Here is a 16,142-nt window from a genome sequence, read left to right on the forward strand (position 1 = left end):
AGACCGTGACCGCTCGGCGACCGGCCCACGGCAGGTCTCGACCACTCGGCACTTCACCCGGCACCTCACCCGGCAACCCAGCCGGCACGCCCGTACCGAAGCACCGGTCGGTCCCGCGTCACACGCTTGCGCCAGCCTGGTACACCGGTGCTACCGTGGGTCTCGATGTACTCGGCACTCCTCCTCCTTCGCTGCCGCGACGAGGCCTGACACTCCGGCCCACCTCGTCGCGGAGTCCGTCGTGGCCGCACCACAACAGCTCACGAACACGCGACGAAAGCGAAGAACGATGCAGAACACCCAGCAGCCCTCCGGGATGCCGATCCACAAGTACGTCCCGTTCCACGAGCAGATCAGCGTCGACCTGCCGGACCGCACCTGGCCCACGAAGCGCATCGACAAGGCGCCGCGCTGGTGTGCCGTCGACCTGCGTGACGGCAACCAGGCCCTCATCGACCCGATGGACGCCGAGCGCAAGCGGGCGATGTTCGACCTCCTCGTCCGGATGGGCTACAAGGAGATCGAGGTCGGGTTCCCGAGCGCCTCGCAGACCGACTTCGACTTCGTCCGGTCGCTGATCGACGAGGGCGCGATCCCCGACGACGTCACGATCCAGGTGCTGACCCAGGCGCGCGAGCACCTCATCCAGCGCACCTACGAGGCGATCGACGGCGCGAAGCAGGCCATCGTCCACCTGTACAACTCGACGAGCATCGTCCAGCGCGAGGTCGTCTTCCGCACCGACGTGCAGGGCGTGGTGGACATCGCGGTCACCGGTGCGAAGCTCTGCAAGGCCGCCGAGGCGACGCTGCAGCACGACACGACGATCTACTACGAGTACTCGCCGGAGTCCTACACGGGCACCGAACTCGAGGTCGCACTGGAGATCTGCAACGCCGTCCTCGAGGTCTTCGAGCCGACGCCCGAGCGCAAGGTCATCATCAACCTGCCGGCCACCGTCGAGATGGCCACGCCGAACGTCTACGCCGACTCGATCGAGTGGATGTCCCGCCGCCTCGCCCACCGCGAGGACGTCATCCTGTCGCTGCACCCGCACAACGACCGGGGCACCGCGGTCGCGGCCGCCGAGCTCGGATACATGGCCGGTGCCGACCGCATCGAGGGCTGCCTGTTCGGCAACGGTGAGCGCACCGGCAACGTGGACCTGGTCGCCCTCGGGATGAACCTGTTCACGCAGGGCATCGACCCGGAGATCTCGTTCGCCGACATCGACCAGGTGAAGCGCACGGTCGAGTACTGCAACCAGCTGCCGGTGCCCGAGCGCCAGCCGTGGGCGGGCGACCTCGTGTACACGGCGTTCAGTGGCTCGCACCAGGACGCCATCAACAAGGGCTTCGAGGCGATGAAGGCCAAGGCCGCCGCCGCGGGCAAGGACATCGACGAGATCGAGTGGGCGGTTCCGTACCTGCCCGTCGACCCGAAGGACATCGGCCGGTCGTACGAGGCCGTCATCCGCGTCAACTCGCAGTCCGGCAAGGGCGGTGTGGCGTACCTGCTCAAGACCGACCACGCCCTCGACCTGCCCCGCAAGCTGCAGATCGAGTTCTCCGGCGTCGTGCAGCGGCACACCGACACCGAGGGCGGCGAGTTCTCGTCGCAGCGCATCTGGGACGTGTTCCAGGACGAGTACCTGCCCGCGTCGATCGACGACGAGAAGTGGGGCCGGTACGAGCTCACCAAGACGGCGACGTCGAGCGACTTCGAGGGCACGACCTCGCTGTCCGTGGCACTCCGGGTCGACGAGGGCGCGGTCACGGCCGAGGCCGTCGGCACCGGTCCCATCGACGCGTTCCTGAAGGTGCTCGCCGAGCAGGGCGTCCAGGTCACGCTGTACGACTACTCGGAGCACACGATGAGCGCCTCCGGTGACGCGAAGGCCGCGTCCTACGTCGAGCTCGACGTCGACGGCGTGCGTCTGTGGGGCGTCGGCATCGACGCCGACATCTCGACGGCGTCGCTCAAGGCGATCGTGTCCGCGGTGAACCGCGCGGTGCGTGCGGGTGCCACGGCCGGCGCGCCGGAGCTCGTCTCGGCCTGAGACGCAACCAGCCCGGGAGGCGCGGTGCGGGTCCGTCCTGCACTGCGCCTCCCGTCTGTGCCCGGTCTTTCCCCCGTCACGCGCGATGGCAGGTCGAATCGGGCGTACCTGGTCGATTCTTCCGACCAGGTACGCCCGATTCCACTCGGTACCCCCGAGCCCCCGCCCGTACCGCACGCGGCTGTCGGCGGGGCGGGGGATACTGGGGGCATGCCGCTGTACCGGGACGAGTGCGTCGTGTTGCGCACCCACAAGCTCGGTGAAGCCGACCGCATCGTCACGATGCTCTCGCGGCAGCACGGCAAGATCCGCGCCGTGGCCAAGGGTGTGCGGCGGACCGCGTCGAAGTTCGGCAGCCGGCTCGAGCCGTTCATGGTCGTCGACGCCCAGTTCTACGAGGGCCGGTCGCTCGACATCGTCACCCAGGCGGAGTCCCTCGGCGCGTACGGGGCCCAGATCGTCGCCGACTACGGTGCGTACACCGCGGCCAGCGCCATGGTCGAGACCGCCGACCGACTGAGCGAGGCCGACGCCGGGCTGCAGCAGTACCTGTTGCTCGTCGGGGCGCTCCGCTCGTTGTCGCGCGGTGAGCACCAGTCCAGCGCGACCCTCGACTCGTACCTGCTCCGCGCGATGAGCATCGCGGGGTGGGCCCCCTCGTTCAGCGACTGCGCGGTGACGGGGGAGCCCGGCCCGCACTCGGCGTTCGTGGTGCAGCTCGGTGGTGTCGTCGCCGACCGTGCGGCACCCCCGGGGACCCCGCGGCTCGACGCGGCGACGCTCGGGGTGCTCGGCTCCCTGCTCGCCGGCGACTGGGCGACGGTCGACGCCACCGACGAGCGGACGCGTTCGCGGGCCTCCGGCGTGGTCGCGGCCTACGCCCAGTGGCACCTGGAACGATCGCTCCGGTCCCTGCCGCACGTCGACCGCTCCGAACACCCGATGCCGGTGCCGCAGACCCACGGCGGACCCGAGGCGACGGCGCGCGCGGTGGCCTCGACCCCGGCACCCGCCGTGCCCGAGCCCGACCCTGATCCCGCTGTCGAAGGAGCCCCCACCGCATGAGCCCCCGCCGCCCCGACGACGTCGAACCGTTCCGCCCGATCGACTGGACCGGCGAGACGCCCCCGGCGATCCCGGCCCGGTTCGTGCCGGAGCACGTGGCCATCGTCATGGACGGCAACGGCCGGTGGGCGAACGGCCGCGGCCTGACGCGGATCGAGGGGCACAAGGCGGGCGAGGCCTCGCTGCTCGACGTCGTCGCCGGGGCGGTCCAGATCGGCGTCCGGCACGTGTCGGCGTACGCGTTCTCGACGGAGAACTGGAAGCGCTCCCCGGAAGAGGTCCGGTTCCTGATGGGCTTCAACCGCGACGTCATCCGCCGTCGCCGTGACCAGCTGCACCAGTGGGGCGTCAAGGTGCGGTGGGCCGGCCGCCGTCCGCGGCTGTGGCGGAGCGTCATCGACGAGCTCGAGACCGCCGAGCGGATGACGGCGGGCAACGACGTCCTCACGCTGACGATGTGCGTGAACTACGGGGGCCGGAACGAGATCGTCGACGCCGTGCGGGGCATGGCCGAGGACGTCGTCGCCGGACGCCTGAAGCCGAGCCAGGTCACCGAGAAGGCACTCGCCAAGCGGCTGTACGTGCCCGAGATGCCCGACGTCGACCTGTTCCTCCGGAGCTCGGGGGAGCAGCGCACGAGCAACTTCCTGCTGTGGCAGTCCGCCTACGCCGAGATGGTGTTCCTCGACCGGCTCTGGCCGGACTTCCGTCGCACCGACCTGTGGGGTGCGATCGAGGAGTACGCCAGCCGAGACCGACGCTACGGCGGCGCGGTCGACGCCCCGACGGCGTAGCCCGAGCACAGGCCCGAGCCCGAGCCCGACCCCTCAGCCCGGCAGCGGCCCCTCGAGCAGGTGGGCCGCGGAGCGCACCGCGTCGAGCGCCGCACGAACGCTCGGCACACGGTCGGCACCACGGGCGACGACGACCTCGACACGCCGGGCCAGCTCGTCGTCCACGGGGTCGATCGCGACACCGGCGGGGATGACCGTCGTCGCGAGTGCCAGCCGGGGGAGCAGCGCCACCCCGAGCCCGGCGGCGACGAGCCCCACCACCGCGGCCGCGTTGTCCGTCTCCAGCACGATGTCCGGCGTGAACCCAGCGCTCGCGCACGATGCGAGCAGGTGCCCACGGCAACGCGGGCAGCCCCCGATCCACCGGGCGTCGTGGTGGGACGCGAGGTCCACGACGGTGGAGCCGGCGGGGCGGAGTCGCTCTGAGCCTCCCGGGTCGACCGGCGTCACCAGCGCGAGCGGGTCGCGACCGAGTGCCCGGGTGACGAGGCCCGGGTCCGGGGTGGTCCCGACCTCGTCACCGACGTAGGTGAAGGTCAGGGCGACGTCGACCTCGCCACCGCGCAGCAGGTCGAGTGCCTCGGGCGGCTCGACCTCGACGTACGAGGTCGTCACGCCGGGCGCCGTCGCGGCGAGCCGGGCGAGCACCGCGGGTACGAGGGCGGAGGACGCGCTCGGGAACCCGGCGAGTCGCACCCGGCCACGGCTGAGTCCACCGACGGCGTCGAGGTCCTCGCGCGCCGCGGTCAGCGCGGCCTGGACGTGCAGGGCATGGTCGGCGAGCACCTGCCCCGCGTGCGTGAGGGTCGCGCCCCGTCCGCCCCGCAGGACCAGTGCGTGCCCGAGACGCTGCTCGGCCCGGGCCAGCAGCTGGCTGACGGCCGGCTGGCTCGACCCGAGTGCGGCGGCAGCGCGGGTGATCGACCCGCCGTCGGCCACGGCGCGGAGGACCCGGAGCAACTGGGGATCGATCTCGTCCATCACCCGATGTTATCGGTGGCACAACGAACCGGATCTGGTGTGATGGGACGGGAACGAGGACGCTGTCCGCATGGACTCCTTCCCCGCCGGCCGCGGCTACCTGGCGGCGTGCACCGCGGGCCTGCCGACCCGCGGCACCCTCGCCGCCCAGCGCGCCGACCTCGACGCGTGGTCCCGGGCCGAGACGTCGCCCGCCCGGTACGGCGCGCTGGTCGAGCAGGGACGTGCGCTCTTCGCCGCGCTGGTCGGCGTCCCGGTGGAGCGCGTCGCGACGGGATCGCAGACCTCGGTGATGGCCGCGGTCGTCGCCGACGCGCTGCCGGACGGCGCCGAGGTGGTCGTCCCCGACGGCGACTTCAGCTCGGTCGTCTTCCCGTTCCTCGCCCAGGCGCACCGCGGCGTCCGCGTCCGGAGCGTCCCGCTCGAGCGGCTCGCGGCGTCCGTCGGGCCCGACACCGCCCTGGTCGCGTGGTCCGCGGTGCAGTCCGCGACCGGCGTGGTCACCGACCCCGACCCGGTCGTGGCCGCCGCCCGACGCGTCGGCGCCCTGACCCTCTGCGACCTCACGCAGGCCGCCGGCGTGCTGCCCGTCGACGCCGCAGCGTTCGACGTGACGCTCACGCACACCTACAAGTGGCTCTGCGCTCCGCGCGGCGTCGCCTTCATGACGCTCTCCGACACCGCCCTCGGCCGGCTCCGTCCGGTGCAGGCCGGCTGGTACGCGGGCGCGGACGTCTGGTCCTCCTGCTACGGCCCCGCCCTGCACCTGGCCGACGACGCGCGTCGCTTCGACGTCTCGCCGGCCTGGCAGGCGTGGCCCGGTGCCGTGGCCGCGCTCGAGCACGCGGTCGCGCTCGACCAGCAGGCGGTCTGGAGGCACGCCACCGGTCTCGCAGATCGGCTGTGCGACGCCCTCGGGTCGCCTCGGCAGGGCGACGGGCAGGCGATCGTGACGTTCGCGGACGCGGACGGGGCGGCCCTCCGGGCACTCACCGCCGCGGGCGTCACCGCCTCGGGGCGTGCCGGGCGACTGCGCATCGCGTTCCACCTGTGGAACGACGAGTCCGACGTGACCGACGTCGCGGCCGCGCTCGGCGGGGTGGGGCCGGGCACGTCGGCGAGGTGAGCGTGGAGGGCGGACCCGTGGCGGGCCTCCCGGGCCAGGATCGCCGGTAGTCTTGCCCGGACCGTTTCCGCACCGAGCACCCAGCTCGGCGACCTCTGGAGCACCCTTTGGCACAGCCCTCCCGTCTCGACAGCGTCATCGCCCTGGCCAAGCGCCGCGGCTTCGTCTTCCAGTCGGGTGAGATCTACGGAGGCTCCCGCTCCGCGTGGGACTACGGGCCCCTCGGTGTGGAGCTCAAGGAGAACATCAAGCGCCAGTGGTGGCAGCGGTTCGTCCGCGGCCGCGGGGACATGGTCGGCCTCGACTCCGCGGTGATCCTGCCCCGCAAGGTGTGGGAGGCCTCCGGGCACGTCGCGACCTTCACCGACCCGCTGGTGGAGTGCCTGCACTGCCACCACCGGTTCCGCGAGGACCACCTGCTCGAGGCGTTCGAGGCGAAGAAGGGCCGCGCTCCCGAGGGTGGCATGGCCGAGATCGCCTGCCCGAACTGCGGCACCCGCGGCGAGTGGACCGAGCCCCGCGAGTTCTCCGGGATGCTCAAGACCTACCTCGGCCCGGTCGAGTCGGAAGAGGGCCTGAACTTCCTGCGCCCCGAGACGGCGCAGGGCATCTTCGTCGACTTCGCGCAGGTCGTCACGACCAGCCGCATGAAGCCCCCGTTCGGCATCGGTCAGGTCGGCAAGGCGTTCCGCAACGAGATCACGCCCGGCAACTTCATCTTCCGCACGCGCGAGTTCGAGCAGATGGAGATCGAGTACTTCGTGCCGCCGGCCTCGGCCGAGGAGCACTACGAGCAGTGGATCGCCGACTCGGTCGCGTTCTACACCGATCTCGGCATCGACCCGGAGAACCTGCGTCGCTTCGACGTGCCGGACGGCGAGCGGGCGCACTACTCCGACGCCACCGCCGACATCGAGTACCGCTTCGGCTTCACCGGCTCGGAGTGGGGCGAGCTGATGGGCGTCGCGAACCGCACCGACTTCGACCTGAACAACCACATCGAGGCGTCCGGCCAGGACCTCCGGTTCTTCGACCAGGCCGCCAACGAGAAGTACGTGCCGTACGTCATCGAGCCGTCGTTCGGGCTGACCCGTGCACTCATGGCGTTCCTGCTCGACTCGTACCACGAGGACGAGGCCCCGAACGCGAAGGGCGGCGTCGACAAGCGCACGGTCCTGCGCCTCGACCCGCGCCTGGCCCCGGTGAAGGCCGCCGTCCTGCCGCTGTCGCGCAACGAGCAGCTCTCGCCCGTCGCCCGCGGCCTGGCCGACGACCTGCGCAAGAACTGGAACGTGGACTTCGACGACGCCGGGGCCATCGGCCGTCGCTACCGTCGCCACGACGAGATCGGCACGCCGTTCTGCATCACGGTCGACTTCGACACGCTCGAGGACAAGGCCGTCACGGTGCGCGAGCGCGACACCATGGGCCAGGAGCGCGTCTCGCTCGACCAGCTGCAGGGGTACCTGGCGCAGCGGTTGCTCGGCGCGTAGGGCTTCCGCGGCTCCGCAAGACACCGGTGTTCGTGTGTTGCACACCCGCAGCCGGGTGTTCGACCTGCGAACACCGGTGTTTTGCTGCCAGCGGCGGGAATGCGCGCCGCACGATCGCGTTGGGGTCAGCATGAACGACTCCGTGAAGGTCGATGTCTGGTCGGACATCGCCTGCCCCTGGTGCTACATCGGCAAGCGCAAGTTCGAGGCCGGCGTCGCCGCGTTCGGCGCCTCGAGCGAGGGCCGCCCCGTCGAGGTCGAGTACCACTCCTTCGAGCTCAGCCCGGACACCCCCGTCGACTTCGAGGGCACCGAGGCCGAGTTCCTCTCGGGCCACAAGGGCATGCCCGTCGACCAGGCGCAGCAGATGCTCGACCAGGTCACGGCCATCGCCGCTGGCGTCGGACTCGACTACGACTTCGAGGCCATGCACCACACCAACACGGTGAAGGCCCACCAGGTCATCCACCTCGCCAAGCAGCACGGCAAGCAGCTCGAGATGGTCGAGCGCCTGTTCACCGCCTACTTCGAGCGCGGCGAGCACGTCGGACAGGAGTCCTCGCTCGCCGACCTGGCTGCGGAGATCGGCCTCGACCGCGACGAGGTCCTCAGCACCCTGCGCGACGACGCCCAGCTCGCCGCGGTCCGCGCCGACCAGGCCCAGGCGCAGGCGTACGGGATCAACGGCGTGCCGTTCTTCGTGATCGACGGCAAGTACGGCGTCTCCGGCGCCCAGGACCCCACGGCGTTCGAGCAGGTGCTCCGCCAGGTGGTCGCGCTCCGCGAGACCACGCCGGAGGAGGTCGCCTCGGCGGCCGAGCGCGCCGCGGACGACGCGAGCGCGGACGTGGCGGTGACCCGATGACGGACATGACCATCAGCGACCAGGGCGCGGTGCGCCTCCAGGTCGCGACGTCGGTGCCGTCCGTCCCGGACGCGCTCACGGGGCTGCCGGGCGCGTTCGGTGGTTCCGGCGTTCCCGGTCTGGAGGCCCGTCCCGCGTTGTTGACGCTCGTCACGCCCGGCGGTGCGCCGGTCTGCGAGGGCGACGCCTGCCTGATCGACGCCGGCTCGTTCGCCGGGGCCGAGGGCGACTGGTCCGAGGTGCCGGACTGACGCCTGCGTCAGTCGCGCAGCGGTTCCTCGTCGGTGATGTCGGCGACGGTCGCGCCGTAGGCGGCGATGAGCGCGTCGGCGTCGACGAAGGCGCTCGCACCGTGCCGGCCGGCGCCCAGGGCGACCCGGCGGCCGACGATGCGTTCGTCGGCGTACACCGGCAGGTCGCCCGTGGCACCGATCGGTGTGATGGTGCCGCGCTCGTAGCCGGACGCTCCGAGCGCCGTGGTGGCATCGGGCATCGAGAGCTTGTTGACGCCGACGACCGTGCGCAGTTTCTTCCAGGCGATGCTGCGGCCGCCGGGCACAAGGGCGAGCAGGAACCCGCCGTCGTGGCGCTTCACCACCAGGGTCTTGACGATGTCGCCGGGCTCGATGCCGAGCAGTTCGGCGGCCTCGTGCAGGGAGTTCGCGGCCGGGCGCTCGACCACTTCGACCGGCAGGCCACGGGCCTGGGCGTCGGCGTCGAACCGGGTGCTGGCGTCGATGGTCATGAGGAGAACGCTACCGGCGGGCACCGACGTGGGAGAATGGGGGACGTATGACGATCACTGACGCACCCGGGACGGCGACCCGTCCGGCGAAGCCCCTGCGCATCGGCCCCATCGAGGTCGACGTGCCGGTCGTGCTCGCGCCGATGGCGGGCATCACGAACATGGCCTACCGCCGGCTCTGCCGCGAGTACGGCGCCGGCCTGTACGTGTGCGAGATGATCACCTCGCGCGCGCTCGTCGAACGGACGCCCGTGTCGATGCAGCTCATCCAGCACCACGAGTCCGAGACCCCGCGGTCGATCCAGCTGTACGGCGTCGAGCCGAACACCGTGGCCGAGGCGGCGACGATCCTCGTCGGTGAGGACCGTGCCGACCACATCGACCTGAACTTCGGGTGCCCGGTGCCCAAGGTCACCCGCAAGGGCGGCGGCGCTGCCCTGCCCTGGAAGCTCGACCTCTTCCAGGAGCTCGTCACGAAGACCGTGCGCGCCGCCGGTGACGTCCCCGTCACGGTGAAGATGCGCAAGGGCATCGACGAGGACCACCTGACCTACCTCGACGCCGCACGCATCGCGCGCGACGCCGGTGTCGCCGCGGTGTCGCTGCACGCCCGCACCGCGAACGAGCACTACTCCGGGCACGCCGACTGGTCCGCGATCGCCACCCTCAAGGAGACCGTCACCGACATCCCGATCCTCGGCAACGGCGACATCTGGTCCGCCGCCGACGCGCTCCGGATGATCGACGAGACCGGCGCGGACGGCGTGGTCGTCGGGCGTGGCTGCCTCGGCCGCCCGTGGCTGTTCGGCGACCTGGCCGCGGCGTTCCGCGGCGAGGGGCTGCGGTACATGCCGTCCCTGGGCGAGGTCGCCGACGGGTTCCGCCGGCACGCCGAGCTGCTCGTCGAGTTCTTCGGCGACGAAGAGCACGCCTGCCGCGACATCCGCAAGCACGTGGCCTGGTACTTCAAGGGGTACCCGATCGGCAGCGACGTCCGGGCCGGCCTGGCGATGGCGTCGAGCCTGCAGGAGATCGACGACTTCCTCGGCCAGCTCGACCACGACGCGCCGTACCCGGGTGCCGATGCCGAGGGGCCGCGCGGTCGTGCCGGGCACCCGAAGCGCACCGCCCTGCCCGACCGCTGGCTCGAGAGCCGCGACGTCGACTCCGAGTTCCGCAAGGTCCTGGCCGCCGCCGAGCTGCACCACAGCGGCGGATGAGCGCCACCGCCTCGTACGGCCCGGCCGACGCGGAGCGCTGGCTCCCCGAAGAACACGGCAACCGCCGCTCGGACTTCGCCCGTGACCGCGCCCGACTGCTGCACTCCAGCGCCCTCCGGCGTCTGGCCGCCAAGACCCAGGTGCTCAGCCCGACGGCCGGGCTCGACTTCGCCCGCAACCGACTGACCCACTCGCTCGAGGTCGCGCAGGTCGGCCGCGAGCTCGCCGACTCGCTCGGACTCGACCCCGACGTGGTCGACACCGCGTGCCTGGCGCACGACATCGGGCACCCGCCGTTCGGGCACAACGGCGAGACCGCCGTGAACGCCTGGGCCACCGGGATCGGCGGCTTCGAGGGCAACGCGCAGACGCTCCGGCTGCTGACGCGGCTCGAGCCGAAGGTCTACGGCGTCCGGCCGGGTTCCGACGTCGACCGTCCGTACGGGCTCAACCTGACCCGCGCGTCGTTGGACGCCAGCTGCAAGTACCCGTGGCCGGCGGCGCAGGGGGTCTCGGAGTCGTCCTCCGGGCGCACCAAGTTCGGTTTCTACGACGACGACCACGACGCCTTCGAGTGGCTCCGCGCCGGTGCCCCGCGTCGTCAGCGCTGCATCGAGGCGCAGGTCATGGACCTCGCCGACGACATCGCGTACTCGGTGCACGACTTCGAGGACGCCGTCGTCGCCGGGTTCATCGACGTCGCGGCCCTGGGCGACCGCGTGGGCGAGAACGACATCGTGAGCGCCATGCACGCCTGGGTCGGCGACGATCTGAGCCGCGACGAGCTGCTCGAGGCGTTCGACCGCCTGCGCGAGTTGCCGCTCTGGATGACCGCGTACGACGGCTCCCGCCGTGACGCCGCACGCCTGAAGAACCTGACGTCACAGCTGATCGGACGCTTCGCGCGCACCGCCACGACGGCCACCCGTGAGTCCTACGCCTCGGGGTCGCTCGTGCGGTTCGCCGCGTCGGTCGTCACCCCGCCCGAGATCATCGGTGAGATCGCGGTGCTCAAGGGCATCGTCGCGGCCTTCGTGATGACCCAGGGCGACCGTCAGCCCGTGTACGAGGACCAGCGCCGCGTGCTCACCGAACTGCTCGACGCGCTCGCGGCGACGGGGGCGTCCGACCTGGAGCCCGGCTTCGCCGCCGACTGGCACGCCGCGGGCGACGACGCCGGCCGACTGCGCGCCGTCGTCGACCAGGTGGCGAGCCTGACCGACCAGGGTGCACTCGCGTGGCACCGACGTCTGGTGGTGGGTGACCGTGACCCGGTCCACATCGCCGTCTGACCGGTCCGCCGACGTCGGTCCCACGAACTAGGATCGAGGGGTGGCTGGCAGGATCGCGCGGAACGACATCGACGAGGTCCGCTCGCGTGTCAACATCGCCGACGTCGTGGGCGACTACGTCACGCTGAAGCACGCGGGCGTCGGGTCGATGAAGGGCCTCTGCCCCTTCCACGACGAACGCTCCCCGTCGTTCCACGTCCGGCCCCAGGTCGGCCGTTACCACTGCTTCGGCTGCGGCGAGGACGGCGACGTCTTCAGCTTCATCATGGCGCAGGACCACACCACCTTCGCCGAGGCCGTCGAGCGCATGGCCGCGAAGATCGGCTTCACCCTGCACTACGAAGAGGGCGACGGGCCGCGCACCGACTACAACACCCGTGCCCGGCTGATCGCCGCGAACGAAGCCGCGCTCGAGTACTTCACGGGGCAGCTCACCACCGCTGCCGCCGACCCCGCCCGCCGGTTCCTGGGGGAGCGCGGGTTCGACCCCTCGGCCGCCCAGCACTTCGGCGTCGGGTTCGCCCCGAAGTCCTACGACATGCTCAAGGACCACCTGCGCGGGCGCGGCTTCACGATGGAGGAGCTCGTGTCCGCCGGCCTCGTCAGCCAGGGTGACCGCTCGCCGTACGACCGGTTCCGCGGGCGCCTGATGTGGCCCATCCGCGACGTCACCGGGGCGACCATCGGCTTCGGGGCGCGCCGCCTGCTCGAGGACGACAAGGGTCCCAAGTACCTCAACACGCCCGAGACCCCGATCTACCACAAGAGCCAGGTGCTCTACGGGCTCGACCTGGCACGCCGCGACATCTCGAAGCAGAAGCAGGTCGTCATCGTCGAGGGCTACACCGACGTGATGGCGTGTCACGTCGCGGGCGTCACGACCGCCGTCGCCACCTGTGGCACGTCGTTCGGGGTCGACCACATCAAGGTGCTGCGCCCGATGCTCGGTGACCTGGCCGGCGCCGACCCGAACGCCAACGGCGAGGTCGTGTTCACGTTCGACCCCGACGAGGCCGGGCAGCGCGCAGCCTCGCGTGCCTTCGCGGAAGAACAGCGCTTCGCCGCGCAGACCTACGTCGCCGTGGCGCCCGGTGGGCTCGACCCGTGCGACCTCCGGCTCGCCCGCGGTGACGACGCGATCCGCCGACTCGTCACGAACAAGCGCCCGATGTTCGAGTTCATGATCCGCCGCACCCTGGACGGCCACGACCTCGAGACCGTCGAGGGGCGCGTCGGTGCCCTGCGCGCTGCTGCGCCCGTGCTCGCCGGTATCCGCGACCGCTCGCTCACGCAGGGCTACGTGCGCGAACTCGCCGGCTGGCTCGGGATGGAGATCCCCGAGGTCCGTCGGTCGGTCGAGACCGCCCGGCGTCGTGCGGGCTCCGCCGGGCAGGACGACCGGTCCGCGGGCTCGGGGCGCGACGGCCGTGCCGGAACCGGCACCGACGGGGCCGACACCCCCGACGAGCCCGTCGCCGGGATCCGCTCGCTGCCGAACGACCCGATCAGTCGCATGGAGCGCGACGCCGTGATGGCGATGGTGCAGCAGCCCACGTCCGTCGGGGCACCGATGCTCGGGCTCGCCGCGTCGGCCACGTTCTCGACGCCGATGCTCGCCGCCGTGCGGGACGCCGTGGTCGCCAACGTCGACATCATCGGCGCGGGGGACTGGCTCGACCGACTGCTCGCCGACGTGCCGGCACCCCTCCGCACCCTGACGCACGAACTCGCCCTCGCACCGATCCCCGCGCGCAACGCGGAGGACCTGGCGGCCTACTGCCGGAGCATCGTCGTGGCCCTGGTCGAGCGCGACCTGCTCGCCCGCAAGGCCTCGTTGCTCGGACAGCTGCAGCGCGCCGACCCGCACGAGCAGGCGGAGCGTCGCGCGGAGATCCAGCGGCAGCTCGTCGACATCGACGGGCAGCGGATGCGGTTGCGCGCCGACGCCGAGGCGTCCTAGGGCTCTTCGCGCGCTGTTGGTGGGCGCGAGGTCGCACGACGCGCCGGGTGCGTCTCGCCGAGGTCGCACGAACCGTCGCACGGTGGGGCTGCGAGCGGCTGCTGGTGCGACCTCGGGTGCGTGAGTGGTCAGGACGTGCCGCGTGTCGGGCGTCGAGTGGTCGCAGATCGTCGATTGGCCGGGGTCCGGCCGACGGGACCTGACCCCTCGGGGTGGGTCGGGCGGGGAGTCGTGACCGGTCGGCGGGGGCGAGGGAGGGGTGGGGCGCGGGGCGGGCCTCCCGGCCGGGGGTGAAGTCGCACGACGCGCCGCGAGTGTCTCGCCGAGGTGGCACGAACTGTCGCACGGTGGGGGCTGCGAGCGGCGGTTGGTTCTGTCGGCGACGGCGTGAGTGGTCAGGACGTGCCGCGTGTGGGGCGTCGAGTGGTCGCAGATCGTCGGCTGGCCGGGGTCCGGCCGACGGGACGTGACCGCGCGGGGTGGGGCGGGCGGGGAGTCGTGACCGCTCGGCGGGGCGAGGGGCGGGGCGGACGCGGGGTGGGCCTCCAGGCCGGGGTGCGGGCGGTCGCACGACGCGCCGCCGGCGCACCCCGAGGTGGCGGGAACCGTCGCCGGGCGTCCCGTGGGACGGCAGCCCCGGCACTTTCAGGGCGGGAAGGGGCAGGAACGGCCGAGAACGAGCGCCAGACGCCCCAGGTTGCACCACGCAACTTTCGTGCGTGACGCGCCGCTCGACTCCGGCGGAATCATGCATCACGCGGCGGGCCCGTGCATTACAGCGGTGTAAACAAATCGCCCCCGGTTCGTTCTGTTCCGTGACAGGGTGATACCAATGAGCGTTCCTGGCCGGGCACACAGACGTTCCACCCTCCGGCTCAGGACTCTTGCAATCATGACCAGAGAGGCAGCGGACATGGCATCCGTGACCAAGTGGGGCAAGCGCGGCATCGCGCTCGGCGCCGGTGCAGCAGCGACGGCGCTGGTGCTGACCGGCTGCGCGAGCAGCAGCGTGAGTGACACCGAACTGAACGGCCTGAGCATCGGGACGACGGACAAGATCACGTCCCTCGACCCGGCCGGTTCCTACGACAACGGCTCCTTCGCCGTGCAGAACCAGGTGTTCCCGTTCCTGATGAACACGCCCGTGGGGAGCCCGGACGTCGAGCCGGACATCGCCACGAAGGCGGAGTTCACGAACCCGACCACCTACGAGGTCACCCTCAAGGACGGGCTCGAGTTCGCGAACGGCAACAAGCTCACGTCGAGCGACGTGAAGTTCTCGTTCGACCGCGAGCTGAAGATCAACAACGAGAACGGTCCGCAGTCGCTGCTGGCCAACCTCAAGAGCATCGACACCCCGGACGACACCACCGTGGTGTTCAACCTGGACCACGCCGACCAGACCTGGCCGCAGGTGCTCTCGAGCCCCGCGGGTCCGATCGTCGACGAGGACGTCTTCAGCGCGACGAAGCTCACCAGCGCCGACGACATCGTCAAGGGCAAGGCCTTCGCCGGGCAGTACCAGATCAGCTCCTACAAGGAGAACGACACGATCCAGTACAAGACGAACCCGAAGTACGACGGTCTGCTCGGCAAGGCGAAGACCGACGAGGTCACCGCCAGCTACTACACCAAGGAGACCGACCTCAAGCTCGCCGTGCAGAAGGGCGACGTCGACGTGGCGTACCGCTCCCTGACGCCGACCGACATCTCGGACCTGCGCAAGGACGACTCCCTCAAGGTCACCGACGGCCCCGGCGGCGAGATCCGCTACGTGGTCTTCAACTTCAAGACCCAGCCGTTCGGCACCGGGCAGGACGACGCCGACGAGGCGAAGGCCCTGGCCGTGCGTCAGGCTGCCGCCGACGTGGTCGACCGTGCCCAGCTCGCGAAGGAGGTCTACAACGACACCTTCACCCCGCTCTACTCGATGGTCCCGGACGGCCTGACCGGCGCGGTCCAGCCGTTCAAGGAGATGTACGGCGACGGCGACGGCGGCGCGGACGTCGCGAAGGCCAAGAAGACGCTGTCGGACGCCGGTGTCACCGGCAAGGTGCAGCTCGACATCCAGTACGCGCCCGACCACTACGGTTCGGCCTCGGACGACGAGTACGCGCTGCTCAAGCAGCAGCTCGAGGACTCCGGTCTGTTCACCGTCAACATCCAGTCGACGGTCTACACGACCTACGCGCAGGAGCGCACCAAGGACGCCTACCCCGTGTACCAGCTCGGCTGGTTCCCGGACTTCTCCGACGCCGACAACTACCTGTCGCCGTTCTTCACCAAGGAGAACTTCGTCCAGAACCACTACGACGACCCGGAGATCCAGGACCTCATCGCGAAGGAGCAGGCCGAGTCCGACACGGACAAGCGTGCTGCCCTGATCGAGCAGGCCCAGGAGCGCGAGGCCACCCAGATCTCGACGCTGCCGCTGCTGCAGGGCAAGTCCGTCGCGGTCGCCGGCAAGGACGTCAAGGGCCTGACCCTCGACGCCTCGTTCAAGTTCCGGTACGCCACCCTGAGCAAGTAGCACCAAGCCCCA

13 protein-coding genes are annotated in these 16,142 nt (G+C 71.1%); 11 read left to right on the forward strand and 2 right to left on the reverse strand.

Annotated features, from left to right (window positions below):
- Positions 1 to 289: 289 nt before the first annotated feature.
- The 3 genes from leuA to FFG40_RS10370 all read left to right on the forward strand — a co-directional run bounded on the left by leuA (position 290) and on the right by FFG40_RS10370 (position 3,918).
- Complete coding sequence (gene leuA, locus FFG40_RS10360; RefSeq protein ID WP_138803114.1) at positions 290 to 2,059, forward strand: 2-isopropylmalate synthase; 1,770 nt, start codon at positions 290 to 292, stop codon at positions 2,057 to 2,059.
- A 210-nt stretch (positions 2,060 to 2,269) separates the two neighbouring features.
- Positions 2,270 to 3,124, forward strand: coding sequence for a DNA repair protein RecO (gene recO / locus FFG40_RS10365; protein ID WP_138803115.1), 855 nt, complete (start codon positions 2,270 to 2,272; stop codon positions 3,122 to 3,124).
- Positions 3,121 to 3,918 (forward strand): isoprenyl transferase, encoded by a 798-nt coding sequence (locus FFG40_RS10370; protein WP_138803116.1) that lies wholly within the window; start codon positions 3,121 to 3,123, stop codon positions 3,916 to 3,918. Before recO ends, FFG40_RS10370 begins: the two co-directional genes overlap by 4 nt.
- 33 nt (positions 3,919 to 3,951) lie before the next feature.
- Here FFG40_RS10370 and FFG40_RS10375 read toward each other — a convergent pair whose 3' ends face one another.
- Positions 3,952 to 4,899, reverse strand: a complete 948-nt coding sequence (locus tag FFG40_RS10375) for a LysR family transcriptional regulator (RefSeq protein WP_138803117.1) — start codon at positions 4,897 to 4,899, stop codon at positions 3,952 to 3,954.
- 70 nt (positions 4,900 to 4,969) lie between these two features.
- Between FFG40_RS10375 and FFG40_RS10380 the strand changes: the two genes are divergently transcribed.
- The 4 genes from FFG40_RS10380 to FFG40_RS10395 all read left to right on the forward strand — a co-directional run bounded on the left by FFG40_RS10380 (position 4,970) and on the right by FFG40_RS10395 (position 8,634).
- Positions 4,970 to 6,025, forward strand: a complete 1,056-nt coding sequence (locus FFG40_RS10380; RefSeq protein WP_138803118.1) for an aminotransferase class V-fold PLP-dependent enzyme — start codon at positions 4,970 to 4,972, stop codon at positions 6,023 to 6,025.
- A gap of 107 nt (positions 6,026 to 6,132) precedes the next feature.
- Positions 6,133 to 7,518 carry a glycine--tRNA ligase gene (locus tag FFG40_RS10385; RefSeq protein ID WP_027465322.1) on the forward strand — a complete coding sequence of 462 codons (1,386 nt, stop codon included), beginning with the start codon at positions 6,133 to 6,135 and terminating at the stop codon, positions 7,516 to 7,518.
- Positions 7,519 to 7,648: 130 nt separating this feature from the next.
- Positions 7,649 to 8,383, forward strand: a complete 735-nt coding sequence (locus FFG40_RS10390) for a DsbA family protein (RefSeq protein ID WP_027465323.1) — start codon at positions 7,649 to 7,651, stop codon at positions 8,381 to 8,383.
- Between the two features lie 5 nt (positions 8,384 to 8,388).
- Positions 8,389 to 8,634 carry a hypothetical protein gene (locus FFG40_RS10395; protein WP_138803119.1) on the forward strand — a complete coding sequence of 82 codons (246 nt, stop codon included), beginning with the start codon at positions 8,389 to 8,391 and terminating at the stop codon, positions 8,632 to 8,634.
- 8 nt (positions 8,635 to 8,642) lie between these two features.
- Here the strand turns inward: FFG40_RS10395 and FFG40_RS10400 are convergent, their stop codons facing one another.
- Positions 8,643 to 9,128, reverse strand: coding sequence for an aminoacyl-tRNA deacylase (locus FFG40_RS10400; RefSeq protein WP_138803120.1), 486 nt, complete (start codon positions 9,126 to 9,128; stop codon positions 8,643 to 8,645).
- Between the two features lie 47 nt (positions 9,129 to 9,175).
- Here FFG40_RS10400 and dusB point away from each other — a divergent pair, with 47 nt between their 5' ends.
- The 4 genes from dusB (at position 9,176) to FFG40_RS10420 (ending at position 16,130) form a co-directional block, all read left to right on the forward strand.
- Positions 9,176 to 10,348, forward strand: coding sequence for a tRNA dihydrouridine synthase DusB (gene dusB / locus FFG40_RS10405; protein ID WP_071248081.1), 1,173 nt, complete (start codon positions 9,176 to 9,178; stop codon positions 10,346 to 10,348).
- Positions 10,345 to 11,640 carry a deoxyguanosinetriphosphate triphosphohydrolase gene (locus FFG40_RS10410; RefSeq protein ID WP_138803121.1) on the forward strand — a complete coding sequence of 432 codons (1,296 nt, stop codon included), beginning with the start codon at positions 10,345 to 10,347 and terminating at the stop codon, positions 11,638 to 11,640. Before dusB ends, FFG40_RS10410 begins: the two co-directional genes overlap by 4 nt.
- 40 nt (positions 11,641 to 11,680) lie before the next feature.
- Positions 11,681 to 13,600, forward strand: a complete 1,920-nt coding sequence (gene dnaG / locus FFG40_RS10415; RefSeq protein ID WP_138803122.1) for a DNA primase — start codon at positions 11,681 to 11,683, stop codon at positions 13,598 to 13,600.
- Between the two features lie 913 nt (positions 13,601 to 14,513).
- Positions 14,514 to 16,130 (forward strand): ABC transporter substrate-binding protein, encoded by a 1,617-nt coding sequence (locus tag FFG40_RS10420; protein WP_071248075.1) that lies wholly within the window; start codon positions 14,514 to 14,516, stop codon positions 16,128 to 16,130.
- Positions 16,131 to 16,142 lie beyond the last annotated feature (12 nt).

It is taken from the genome of Curtobacterium sp. KBS0715 (assembly GCF_005938005.2).
GTDB lineage: Bacteria > Actinomycetota > Actinomycetes > Actinomycetales > Microbacteriaceae > Curtobacterium > Curtobacterium flaccumfaciens.